The sequence below is a fragment of the Pseudoxanthomonas sp. X-1 genome (assembly GCF_020042665.1).
Classification (GTDB): domain Bacteria; phylum Pseudomonadota; class Gammaproteobacteria; order Xanthomonadales; family Xanthomonadaceae; genus Pseudoxanthomonas_A; species Pseudoxanthomonas_A spadix_A.
In genome coordinates, this window is record NZ_CP083376.1 from 2,313,532 (window position 1) to 2,325,762 (window position 12,231).

Below are 12,231 nucleotides of genomic sequence, written 5' to 3' on the forward strand. Positions count from 1 at the left end.
GAATGGGGAATCGGGAGTCGGGAATCGATGAACCAGCGCCTTCACTGCTTTGCCCATTCCCGATTCCCCGTTCCCGATTCCCGGCCCCGATGACCAACATCCACACCGACAAGATCCTGATCCTCGATTTCGGCGCGCAGTACACCCAGCTGATCGCCCGCCGCATCCGCGAGATCGGCGTGTACTGCGAGATCTGGGCCTGGGACCACGATCCGGCCGAGATCGCCGCCTTCCAGCCCAAGGGCATCATCCTCTCCGGTGGTCCGGAATCGACCACGCTGCCGGGCGCGCCGGCGGCACCGCAGGAAGTGTTCGACTCGGGGCTGCCGATCTTCGGCATCTGCTACGGCATGCAGACGCTGGCCGCGCAGCTGGGCGGGGCGACCGAAGCCGCCGACCAGCGCGAGTTCGGCCATGCCGAAGTCAACGTGATCCACCCCGATGCGCTGTTCAAGGGCCTGAGCGACCACGGCGGCGCGCCGCGCCTGAATGTCTGGATGAGCCACGGCGACCACGTCTCCGTCGCGCCGCCGGGTTTCACCATCACCGCCACCACCGACCGCATCCCCGTGGCCGCCATGGCCAACGAGGACAAGCGCTGGTACGGCGTGCAGTTCCATCCCGAGGTGACCCACACCCTGCAGGGCCAGACCCTGCTGCGCCGCTTCGTGGTCGACATCTGCGGCTGCCAGACCCTGTGGACCGCGGCCAACATCATCGAGGACCAGATCGCCCGCGTGCGCGCCCAGGTGGGCGAGGACGAGGTGATCCTGGGCCTGTCCGGCGGCGTGGATTCGTCTGTGGTCGCCGCGCTGCTGCACAAGGCAATCGGCGACAAGCTGACCTGCGTGTTCGTCGATACCGGCCTGCTGCGCTGGCAGGAAGGCGACCAGGTGATGGCGATGTTCGCCGAGCACATGGGCGTCAAGGTGATCCGCGTCAACGCGGCCGACCGCTACTTCAAGGCGCTGGCCGGCGTCAGCGACCCGGAAGCCAAGCGCAAGATCATCGGCAACCTGTTCGTGGAGATCTTCGACGAGGAGTCGAACAAGCTCAGCAACGCCAGGTGGCTGGCGCAGGGCACCATCTACCCGGACGTGATCGAGTCGGCCGGCAGCAAGACCGGCAAGGCCCACGTCATCAAGAGCCACCACAACGTCGGCGGCCTGCCCGAGCACATGAAGCTGGGCCTGGTCGAGCCGCTGCGCGAGCTGTTCAAGGACGAGGTGCGCCGCCTGGGCGTCGAGCTCGGCCTGCCGCGCACCATGGTCTACCGCCATCCGTTCCCCGGCCCCGGCCTGGGCGTGCGCATCCTGGGCGAGGTCAAGCCCGAGTACGCCGAACTGCTGGCCAGGGCCGATGCGATCTTCATCGACGAGCTGCGCAAGGCCGACCTGTACGACAGGACCAGCCAGGCCTTCGCCGTGTTCCTGCCCGTCAAGTCGGTCGGCGTGGTCGGCGACGCCCGCGCCTACGAATGGGTGATCGCGCTACGCGCAGTGGAGACCATCGACTTCATGACCGCGCACTGGGCGCACCTGCCGTACGACTTCCTCGGCACCGTCAGCAACCGCATCATCAACGAACTGCGCGGCGTCTCGCGCGTGGTCTACGACATCTCCGGCAAGCCGCCGGCGACGATCGAGTGGGAGTGATCGCGGGTCTCTTGGAGATCAGCGCCAGCGATCGAACAAGCAGCGCGATGTAGCCACGGGCGGCCGGAACGGGAACAGGCGAGCGGCTGTGCCGCCAGCGTTCCGGTCGACTCAGGTTCCCGGATGGCCGGCCGGGCTGTGAACGCGCCTTCCGCGCGGCGATTCGCCCGAGAAGCGCCGGAAGACGCGCCGGAATGCCGCCGGATCGGCATAGCCGACACGCGCCGCGATGTCGTCGACCCGGAGATCGCTGGTTTCTAGAAGGTGTGTGGCGTAGGAAATGCGCAACCGCTGCACCCATTCGTTCGGGGTCATGCCGAGTCCGGCATGCAGGCGCCTGGCGAGCGTGCGTGGAGAAACGGCGGCGACGTCGGCCAACTCCTTCAGCAGGATCTGCCGGTCCAGGTTGTCGATGATGAAGCGCTCGACCTTCTCGAACGCCGGATCGGCCACGCGCAGGTGTTCCATCACCATGTAGCGGGACTGCGAGGACCGGCTATCGAGCACCAGATAGCGGGCGACCCACTGCGCCAAGGTGGGGCCGGCGATGCGCGAGACGACGGCCAGCATCAGGTCGGCGTGCGCGAATGCCGAGCCTGCCGTGAGCACGCCTGGCGCCTCGACCACCATGCGGTCCGCCGCCAGGGAAACCGCGGGGAAGCGGCGAGCGAAAGCCGCCGCGAGCCACCAGGTCGTCGTCGCCCGCTGCCCGTCCAAGACGCCCGTTCCGGCCAGCAGGAACGTCGCCGAGCAGGACGCGCAGAGCAGGGCGCCTTGGGCGGCCGCGCGCTCCAGCGCCAGGATTCCACGTTGGGCCTGGTCTCTGGACAGCAACTGCTCGATCGAGGCCTCGGTGGCGGAGAACCAGCCGGGCACCACCAGCACATCCGACGCGCCCATGCCGCGCAGGTCGAAGGCGCCATCGACGGCGATGGCGCGTCCCGCCCCCGATCGCACAGGTTGGCCGTCGACGGACACCACGCGTTGGCTCAACCGCCGGGTCGCGTGCGGCACATCGACCAGGCCTCGGCCGGCCAGGCGCGCAGCCGCGCCCACGATGTCGATCCCCACGCCCAATGAACTTTCCGCGACGCCTTCCAGGATGAGATGGGTAATCATCCTGGCTATTCTGGACCGAATAAAGTCAATCATGCCACTTCTAGGTGTGCGGACCGCGCCCTAGGCTGGGTGCATGACGACCTTTGCTGCCAATGCGCCCATCGCCCGGATCCACGAGGCCTGCGCGCCCGGCGTGCAGCTGGAGCTGGACGCTTCGTGGTGGGGATTCGGCGGCCTCCATGGGGGACTGGCACTGAGCCTGTTGACCGCCGCGATGTGCAAGCAACTCCCCGGGCTGGTCATGCAGCAGGTGTCGGCGCAGTACCGGCGTGCCCTGCGCAAGCCCTTCACCTTGGACGTGTCGGCCTCTACCGCCGGCAGGACGGTGTCTTGGCTGGACGCGCGCGCGGTCGAGGACGGGCGCGTGGCCCTCTCGGCCAGCGCGCTGTTCACCAATCCAGGCCAGGAGAGCGGACCTGTCATCTCGCCACCCAGACCCGCCGCGCCGCCGCCATCGCAGTGCCCGGTGTTCACGATTCCCACGGAATTCGTGCCGTTCGCCCACCGGACCGAGATCCGGCCCGTGGGAAAGGTGCGTCCCTTCAGCGGTGCCGCCGAGCCCGAACTCATCGCCTGGCTGCGCCTGGTCGAGGACGACCTGCCGCCCGATAGCGCCCGGCTGATCGTGCTGATGGATGCACTCGCGCCGTCCTACTCGGCGGTGCTCCACACGCCCGTGGCGCTACCCACCGTCACATTCACGGTCACGCCGGGCAGCGGCCTGGCCCAGGCAAGTTCGCCCTGGGTACTGCTGCGCGCGCGCACCGACAGCCGCCGGCGGGATGGCTGGCTGCTGGAACGCCTGGATGCATGGACGCCGGAAGGGGCGCATCTGGGATCGGCCGAGCAGATGCGCGTGGCCGTATCGCGGGACTGAGGGCGCGCGGAATCCACGGCAGGCCATCGGCATCCGCTCCGCACGCATGGCCCGGCCTTGGAATACCGTCACCCTTTGGACGACAGAAGATCGATCAGTTGCTTCACCCGATAGGGCTTGGGAAGGAAGCTGATGCGCTTGGGCAGCGGCGGGAAATGCGAGAGCGGGTGGCCCGACGTCAGGATGACGCGAACGGCGGGATGGCGTTCCGCCACCTCGCGCGCGACATCGATACCGGAGGCGCTGCCTGGCATGGCGATGTCCGAGATCACGATGTCGAACGGGGGCTCCCGGCGGAGAATCTCGATCGCCTTCTCTCCCGTCTGCGCTTCGGTGACGGCCATGCCATGGAGATCCAGGGCTTCCGACACCATCGCCAGCAGATCGGCCTCGTCTTCGACCAGGAGAATCCTAGTCACGGTGTTCCGCTCTCATCGGCAGGCAGATGAGCACGGAAGTCCCTTGACCGGGGGTGCTCTTGAGTGATGCCTGCCCACCCGACTGCTTTGCGAAACCGAAGATCTGGCTCAGTCCGAGACCGCTGCCCTTGCCGACCCCTTTGGTGGTGAAGAAGGGCTCGAAGACCCGTTCCTGGATCTCCAGGGGAATGCCCGGCCCGTTATCGGCGATACACACGCACACCATTTCCTTCGCCGGCGCGTGGGGATCTGTCGCATCCAGGACATGCTGCAGGGACGTGGTGATGGAGATGTCGCCACCCTCAGGCATGGCGTCGCGGCTGTTGACCACCGCATTCAGGACCGCCGCCTCGAACTGCGGTTTGTCCACCTCGACCTCGGGCAGGTCCGCGGCGAGGTCGAAGTTCAGGCGGATGTTATCCGAGCAGCTCCGGCGAATGAGATCCTGGATATCCCGGATGGACTGATTGACGTCCAGGCGCTGGGGAACGAGGTTCTGGCCCCGTCCGAAGGTGAGCAGCTGCCGGGTCAGCAGCGCTCCCCGCTCCGCGGCCCGCAGCGCCGCTTCCACGTTGCGGGTCGCGCGCGGGTCGTCCGTGACGCGGATGGCGATGAGATCCAGTGCATTGATGACCACCGCCAGCAGGTTGTTGAAGTCGTGGGCCAAGCCCAACGTCAGTCTGCCGACCGCCTCCAGCTTCTGGGCCTGCAGCAGAGATGTCTGCGCGTCCTCCAGGCGGCGCTGCGATTCGAAGCGCTCGGTGATATCGCGCGTGACCTTGGCGTAGCCGATGAGCTCGCCCTCGGCCCAGATCGGATCAATGACCACGCTGGCGAAGAAACGGCTGCCGTCCTTGCGGATACGCCAGCCCTCGGCGGAAAAACGTCCTTGCTCGCGTGCGATGTTCAAGCTCCGCTGGGGCGCGCCTGCCGCCACGTCTTCGGGCGTGTAGAACCTCGAGAAATGCGAGCCGACGATCTCGTCCCGGCTGTATCCCTTGATGCGCTCTCCGCCCTGGTTCCAGGTCTTGACCCGCCCGTCGGGATCCAGCAGGTAGATGGCGTAGTCCGTTACACCGTTCAGCAGAAGCCGGAACTGCTGCGCCTCATCCAGGAGATCGTTGCCCTTGTCGTGATCCGCCTGTTCCGTAACGTGCATGACACCTCCCCACAGCGGCCGAAAACCTAATGGACAAGATGTCAAGAATTTGTTTGTTCGAGATGAAGTTACAGCGGAGCAAGTGACCTCCCACTTTCCCACCGAAAGGCCGCAAGGGCAGGGGATCGCGAGGATTCCAGGCGCGGAACGAGCTTCGCCCATATGACTTCGAAAGCATGGCAGGCCGGGCCGGCTGGTCTAGCGGCCGGACTTGGCCCATCCGCAAGGCGGCACAGGCCATCCGCTGATGGCGCTCCCGTTCGCGGTCGCTTCAAGCTCCTCGCTGGCGAGCGGGACGGTCATGGCGCTACGCTGGCCAGGCACTGGGACATCGACCCACAACTGGCGAGGCCGCTCAAGGTGAGCTATGACCTGCTTACACTCGACCTCGACGATCGCACTGGGCCGGCAAAGGTCACCGCTGGGTTGACGCCCATCGGCGTTCGTTGTGCCATGTCATCGGATCGACGCGGGCGCCTCACCAAAGTTTGAGAGGTCTCTCATGCCGGTAGATCGCCGCACCCTCGTCAAATCCGCTGCCCTGACCCTTGGCGCCGCCGTCTACGGCCCGTCGGTGGCGGGCCAGCAGGCCAGCATCGCCGACCGGCCCGCTGCGTCCGCGCCGCCCCCGGTGACGCGGATCCTGGCGGAATGGATCCTGGGTTCGTCCTACGAAAGCCTGCCGGAGAATGTCCGCCGCGAAGGCGTGCGCAGTTTTCTCAACTGGGTGGGCGTGGCGATCGGCGGTTCGCAGCATGAGACCGTGGGGATCGCCGTCTCGGCCCTGCAGCCGTTCTCGGGGCCGCCGCAGGCCGGCCTGTTCGGTCGCGCCGAGCGGTTCGACATCATGAACGCAGCCTTCCTCAACGGTGTCGCGAGCCACATCTTCGACTTCGACGATACCCACCTGAAGACCGTCATCCATCCTGCCGCGCCGGTCGCCTCGGCGATCCTCGCCTATGCCGCAATGAAGCCTGTCAGCGGTCGAGACTTCCTCGATGCGCTGGTGGTGGGGATCGAAACCGAGTGCCGGATCGGCAATGCCGTCTACCCGGACCACTACGATGCCGGCTGGCACATCACGGGCACCTGCGGACCATTTGGCGCTGCCGCGGCCGCGGGCAAGCTGATGGGTCTTTCCCAACAGCAGATGGTGTACGCGCTTGGACTGGCCGCTTCGCAGCCGGTAGGCCTGCGCGAGTCCTTCGGCTCGATGAACAAGAGCTTCAACCCGGGCCGGGCGGCCTCCAACGGCCTGTTCGCAGCGATCCTGGCGGCGAAGAGCTATACCTCGTCGGAGCAGATGATCGAGGCCAAGCGCGGCTGGGCCAACACGATCTCCACCAAGCAGGACTGGTCGCAGATCGTCGACGGCCTGGGCAACCGCTACGAGTCGCTGCTCAACACCTACAAGCCCTTCGCCTGTGGCATCGTCATGCATCCCACGATCGATGCCGCCATCCAGATCCGCGACGAGGACCATGTCAGGCCAGAGGACATCAGACGCGTGGACCTCAAGGTCCATCCCCTGGTGCTGGAACTGACCGGCAAGACCGCGCCGAAGACGGGGCTGGAGGGCAAGTTCAGCATCTACCACGCCGCCGCCGTCGCCCTGGTGGAAGGGGCGGGCGGCGAGAAGCAGTTCAGCGACCGGGCGGTGGACGACCCGCGTGTGGTGGCGCTGCGACAGAAGGTCGTGCCAGTGGTGACGCCGGGCATCGAGGCTGCGCAGGTCGACATGACCGTGACGCTGAAGGACGGTCGCAGCTTCCACCGCTTCATCGAGCACGCCATCGGAAGCATCGAGAAGCCGATGTCAGACGCGCAGCTGCAGGCCAAGTTCGCCGATCTCGCCACCGGCGTGCTGCCCAGGTCGCAGGCCGATCAAGTGATGCAGCTGTGCCGGTCGCTGCCCGAACTGAAGGATGCGGGAGACGTGCTGCGGGCGGGTGCGCGGAAGGGCTGAGTTGAACAGGATCGCGAAATCGCGAAGTGGCCGCCTAGGTTGAGGACCGGCTCAATGCCCCCGCGCCGTAGAGCTGGAACGCGCTGAAGACGGCCTCGCGTGGTGCCTTCTTCTTGCTTGGGTGGGAGCGTCAGGCGCTTGCGCGGTCATTCACCATGTTTCAGGTGGAGCAGCGGGTAGGGCCTGCCTTGCCCGTCGAGCGGCGAACGGCCGGTGGCGGTGAATCCCATTTTCTTGTAGAAGCCCACGGCTTGGCCGTTCTGTTCGTTGACGTCTGTCGTCATGTGGGGATGAAGCGCCAGGCCGTGGCGTACCAGCGCGGCGCCGACTCCCGTTCCCCGACACTCGGGATCGACGAACAGCGCCTCCATGTGGCCATCGTCGATCAGCATGAAGGCCAGCGGATGGTCATCGGCATCGACGGCAAGCCAAAGCGGCGCTTGCGGTAGAAAGCCGCATACCAGCTCCTCGATGGCCAGGCGATCCTCCGGCGAAAGAAAGTCATGTGTCGCATCGACAGCGCCACGCCAGATCTCGACCACGCGATCGCCGTCGTCCGTACGCGAACGTCTGATCGTCACCACTGCAACCTCACTCTGTTCTTCAATGACCGAGCACTGCCGTACCGAAGCGTCAGGCCGATCCTCCAACGCGTCTCCTCCCAGTATAAGGCGGCGGACCTGAGGTCAGTCTTTCGCGCCTGTGGCGCGGAACGCGAGACCCGGCATCCGGCTGGACTTCTCCGCCGACGGCGGGCGGGATGCGCCACCGACTGGACAACAGCACCAGCACGTCGTCCGCCAGGTTGCAGGGGGCAACTCGCCAGACCTTTTGCGAGCCGCGGTGAGCGTTCCGACAGCGGCCACCGCACGGGCTTCAGTGCCAACGCCAAGATCCCGCGGCCGGAGCAGTAGGCCAGCCAGCGGGGGAAACGCGGCAGGATGCTTCCGGCTTGCGGCAAGCTGGAGCTCCGCTCGATGTTGCCCGCCCGAGGAAGTCCCGCCGACCTTCGCTATTGAAACGCCTCCCAGCGCAGGCCGCCGGCATAGCGCCGCGCCATTCGGCCGGCGTCGTCCAAGGCGAACAGATGCAGCCAGCGATTGTCGAACAGCGCGCGGACCTGCGGGCGACGTTCGAGGACGCCGGCGATCGCCTCCGGCGGCGCCTCGATCAGGACGGACAGGCGCAGCGGTTCGTGGATCAGCCGTTCGCCGTCGTGCACCGACTGCCAGGGCAGGCCGCCGCGCAGCAGGCCGCCGTTGCCCTCGACCACGCCGATGCCGCCGGTCACGTTGTGCAGCAGCTTGTTGCCCGCGCCGAAGACCTCGGGCGCGACGGTCGATCCGTAGTACTGCAGGCTGATCCAGCTGGCGACGACCACCGGCGCGGTCAGGATCAGCTCCAGCACGCCGAAGCCGTCGTCGCGCCGCCAGTCGTAGTCGTGGAGAAAGGTCCGTCCGGCCAGGTCGCGTCCCGCGGTGCGGGTCCGCGGCGCCGCGATGAAGGCCTGGCAGCCTGCCAGCCCCCACTCGGGGCGAAGCTCGGCCCAGTCGCGGGCGCGACGGGCGATGTCCTCACTGCGATGGGCGCGTGGCAGGCGCAGGGCCCGCTCGCTCCGCGCCAGCACGCCCGCCGATTGCAGCCAACGCTCCGCCTGCTCGACCTCGGCTGCGTGGTCGGGCGAGGGCGGGTCGGCGGGGTAGAGCCTGACCGCGTCGGTGGTGGTGTCGTGCAGCGCCGCCAGGAACACGGTGTCGGCGGGAATCGCGATGCCGCGCTCGGCAAGACCGGTCCGCACCTCGCCATCGTTGAGCAGGCCGACCAGCAGCCGCGCGTTCACCTCGCCCGGGTAGCCGCCGCAGGCGCCGCAGTGCAGCGCGCCGGCATGCGGGTTGTTGACCACCTTGGCGCCATGGCCTGCGAGCACCACCAGCCTAGCGAAGCCGGTGGTGAGCGACATCGCCCCGAGGACGCGCGCGGCCAGCGCCAGCCGCGTCTCGAGGTCGAGCGGATCGACCGGACGCGGCGCGGGATCGGCCGGCGTGCGACGCCGCGTCAGCCCCAGCCCGTCGCGCAGAAGCTTGGCGGCGTAGACCGGGCCCGTGGCCTCGACGAAGGCGAACGAGGAGATCGCGGCCAGCTTGAAGCGCCCCCAGGCGCGCTTCGCACGGGCCGCGATGCGTGCGCGCAGGTCCAGCGCGGTCACCGAGGGCGTCGCCTCTCCCGAGCGCGTGAAAAGCGCCGGCGCCAGCAGCACGGGAAGGCGTGCCTCGACCACGTCCGAGGCGAAACGCCGATGACCGAGGCCCAGCCCGAAAAATCCCGCGAAGCCCAGCGTCTGGATTCCCGGATCGAGGCTTTCCAGGGCGCGCCGGAACACTTCGGAGCGCACGTCGATGCAGAAGGCCATCTGCAGCGTCGGACGGGTGGGCGCGACCTGGGCCGGAGAGCCTCCGGCAAGCACGGCGTCGAGCCGCCGCTGCGCCGCATGTTCCGCAGCCTCCTGGAGCAGGCCGTCGACGATGTCTTCCGACGTCGCGGCGATCGGCGCGGCGTGGGCTGCGATCGCCGCCTTCCAACGCGGTGCGAACGCGGAACCGAACCTGTGCAGCAACGCCGCCTCCCAGGTCATGCCGATGGCGAGCAGGCCGATGACGCAGGTATCGGTGCCACCGCCCAACTCCGCCTGCCAGAGCCGGTACCGGGCGAGCTGACTCCAGCCGCCGAGCGTCACCAGCAACCGGTGGAAGTAGCCGTCCAGCGCGTCCCGGGAAAGCCCCAGGTGGGCGACGCACGCGACGATCGCCTCCTCGGCGTCCGCCGGTGCATCCGCCACCCGCTGCGCGAAACCGGACAGGCCGGCGATGTCCGGCGTCAGATCGTGGGTTGCCACGATCCGCCACGCGGCGTAGGCGCTGTCCGCCGATGCGCTGGCCCAGAGCGCCTGGCCCTGGTCGAAGTAACTCGACGCCCAATGGCCGATGCGCTGGCTCACGATGCCCGGCCAGTCGATCGCGGTGGCATCGCAAGCCAGTTCGGCGACGGTCGGGATCGCCCGCGGGGCAGGGCGTGCGGTCTGGACCGCCTGCCTGAGCGCGGACAGGCTCGCCGGCCGTAACGCCGCAGGGGCGCGCTGGAACGCGGCCTGCAGGTCCTCCTCGGCGATCTCGCCGGCACGCAGCCGCTCCGCGTACCAGCTCCGCGGCATCGTCAGCGCGATGCCGGCCACGCGGCGCAGGCGCGCCGCCGCCGTCGCCAGCGGCTCGCCGGTCTGGCCCAGGAAAGGATTGACCGCCACGCTCGAGGCCAGCGGCCAGAGCGGGGGAACGGCGCGTACCGCGCGCTGGGCCGCCTCGAGAATCGCGTCACGGGACAGCGGTGGCGATGGTGGGCTGGTCATCGGCATGGGGGTTGTCCTGACGCGGGTTGATGGAAGGCGTCCTGGGCACCGACCAGCCGCCGAGCAGGCGGTCGATCGCGGCGTTGACGTACAGACCGTTGGAGAGATGGACGCGAAGTCCGGCGGCCGCGGGGTGCGAGGCCCAGCGCGGGAACAGCGCCTGCGCCACCGCCACCAGGCCGAAACTCGGCACCGCCAGCGCCATGAGCGTCCACTCCAGCCGTCCGGGCGCCGGCGTCGGCGGCAGCACGCCGGCGGTCAGCCATTCGGCCGCGGTCTGCAGCGCGAAGTAGCCGATCGCCGCGGCGCAGGCGTAGCTGACCGTCCTGCGCGTGAGCGGGCGGGGCGCCGCATCGGCCAGCCCCTGGGCCAGCAGATAGGCGACGCCGAAGATCAGGATCGCGCCCAGCGCCAGCGCCTGCGGCGACTTGTGCCCGAAGCCGAACGCCAACCCGAAGGCGGCGCCGGTCCCGGCATAGATCGCCAGGGCGATCAGAAAGGCGCGGCCGACCGCCGCCCCGCCGGGAACGGCGACCGGCCCGGGCCGGCGGATGGCCGCCACCTGCTCGACGGCGCCGCCGGAGGCGAGGAACGCGTGCGCCTTGTAGAGCGAGTGCGCGACGATGTGCAGCAGCGCCAGCGGGAACAGGGCAAGGCCGCACTGGAGGATCATGAAGCCCATCTGCGCCACCGTGGACCAGGCCAGCGAGGTCTTGACCGCCGGCTGGGTCAACATCACCAGCGCGCCGAACAGGGCGGTGAATCCGCCCAGCATCGCCAGCACGGCCAGCACCCCAGGGGCGGCCAGCATCAGGTCGGCGAAGCGGATCAGCAGGAAACCGCCGCCATTGATCACCCCGGCATGCAGCAGCGCCGAGACCGGCGTGGGCGCCTCCATCACCTCAGTCAGCCAGCCCTGGGTCGGGAACTGCGCCGACTTCAGCACCGCGGCCAGCGCGAGCAGGGCCGCCGCCGCGACCAGCAGCCAGGAGCGCTCGCCCGCTCGGACCATCGCGTTGATCGTGGCGATGTCGGTCGTGCCCAGGCGCATCCAGACCAGCACGGCCGCGCCGCCCAACGCGAGCGTGCCGATCGTCGAGAACAACCGCTTCTTGCGTGCGGCGCGTTGCGCGGCCACGCGCTCGGGATAGAACAGCAGCAGGCGATGCAGCGCGACGCTGGTCGCGACCCAGGCGAGCACCAACTGGAGCAGATTGCCTGACTGCACCAGCAGCAGCACCGCCGCAAGCGCCGTGCAGAGCCCGCCGGTGAAGCGGCCCTGCCGCGCCTCGCCGTCCAGCGCGGTGCGCGTGTAGCGCAGCACGATCCAGCCGACGAAGGCCACCAGCAGCAGCATCGTCGCGCTCACCGCGTCCAGCCGTACCGACAGGCCCAGGCCGCCCCATCCGATCAGCACGCTGGTGCCCGCGCCCCGGGAGATCAGCAGCGCGAGCGAGGCCGTTGCGACGACCAGCGCCCCGAAGGCGGCCCCTTCGGCGAACACCGGCAGCACGGGAGGGCGCCGGCCGCGGCGCGCGGCGCCGAGCAGGGCCGCGGCAAGCAGGAGAAGGGGGGCGGACAGCGGCAGCAGATAGAGCGGCAAGGTGGTCCCCTGGATCGAGCGCGGCGGCGAGCG

The 12,231-nt window shown here is 68.6% G+C and carries 8 protein-coding genes and 1 pseudogene; 3 read left to right on the forward strand and 6 right to left on the reverse strand.

Annotated features, from left to right (window positions below; all coding sequences use genetic code 11):
• Window positions 1-89: 89 nt before the first annotated feature.
• Window positions 90-1,655 carry a glutamine-hydrolyzing GMP synthase gene (guaA, locus tag LAJ50_RS10230; protein WP_138651075.1) on the forward strand — a complete coding sequence of 522 codons (1,566 nt, stop codon included), beginning with the start codon at window positions 90-92 and terminating at the stop codon, window positions 1,653-1,655.
• A gap of 111 nt (window positions 1,656-1,766) precedes the next feature.
• Here the strand turns inward: guaA and LAJ50_RS10235 are convergent, their stop codons facing one another.
• Window positions 1,767-2,774, reverse strand: coding sequence for a helix-turn-helix domain-containing protein (locus LAJ50_RS10235; RefSeq protein WP_138651074.1), 1,008 nt, complete (start codon window positions 2,772-2,774; stop codon window positions 1,767-1,769).
• A 73-nt stretch (window positions 2,775-2,847) separates the two neighbouring features.
• Here LAJ50_RS10235 and LAJ50_RS10240 point away from each other — a divergent pair, with 73 nt between their 5' ends.
• Window positions 2,848-3,651, forward strand: coding sequence for a thioesterase family protein (locus tag LAJ50_RS10240; RefSeq protein ID WP_138651073.1), 804 nt, complete (start codon window positions 2,848-2,850; stop codon window positions 3,649-3,651).
• A 68-nt stretch (window positions 3,652-3,719) separates the two neighbouring features.
• On the opposite strand, the gene LAJ50_RS10245 is transcribed toward LAJ50_RS10240, so the two are convergent.
• Window positions 3,720-4,070 (reverse strand): response regulator, encoded by a 351-nt coding sequence (locus tag LAJ50_RS10245; protein WP_130553000.1) that lies wholly within the window; start codon window positions 4,068-4,070, stop codon window positions 3,720-3,722.
• A complete protein-coding gene (locus LAJ50_RS10250) occupies window positions 4,063-5,229 on the reverse strand; it encodes an ATP-binding protein (protein WP_138651072.1) in 1,167 nt (388 codons plus the stop codon). Before LAJ50_RS10250 ends, LAJ50_RS10245 begins: the two co-directional genes overlap by 8 nt.
• A 448-nt stretch (window positions 5,230-5,677) precedes the next feature.
• Here LAJ50_RS10250 and LAJ50_RS10255 point away from each other — a divergent pair, with 448 nt between their 5' ends.
• Window positions 5,678-7,195: an MmgE/PrpD family protein gene (locus tag LAJ50_RS10255; protein WP_205961494.1), complete on the forward strand. Its 1,518-nt coding sequence runs from the start codon at window positions 5,678-5,680 to the stop codon at window positions 7,193-7,195.
• Window positions 7,196-7,341: 146 nt separating this feature from the next.
• Here LAJ50_RS10255 and LAJ50_RS10260 read toward each other — a convergent pair whose 3' ends face one another.
• From LAJ50_RS10260 to LAJ50_RS10270, 3 genes and pseudogenes are all read right to left on the reverse strand, one after another.
• Window positions 7,342-7,779, reverse strand: a complete 438-nt coding sequence (locus LAJ50_RS10260; RefSeq protein ID WP_138651071.1) for an acetyltransferase — start codon at window positions 7,777-7,779, stop codon at window positions 7,342-7,344.
• Between the two features lie 428 nt (window positions 7,780-8,207).
• Window positions 8,208-10,601 carry a DUF2309 domain-containing protein gene (locus tag LAJ50_RS10265; RefSeq protein ID WP_138651070.1) on the reverse strand — a complete coding sequence of 798 codons (2,394 nt, stop codon included), beginning with the start codon at window positions 10,599-10,601 and terminating at the stop codon, window positions 8,208-8,210.
• A gap of 31 nt (window positions 10,602-10,632) precedes the next feature.
• A pseudogene (locus LAJ50_RS10270) lies at window positions 10,633-12,198 on the reverse strand (proton-conducting transporter membrane subunit); the annotation flags it as partial.
• Window positions 12,199-12,231: the final 33 nt, after the last annotated feature.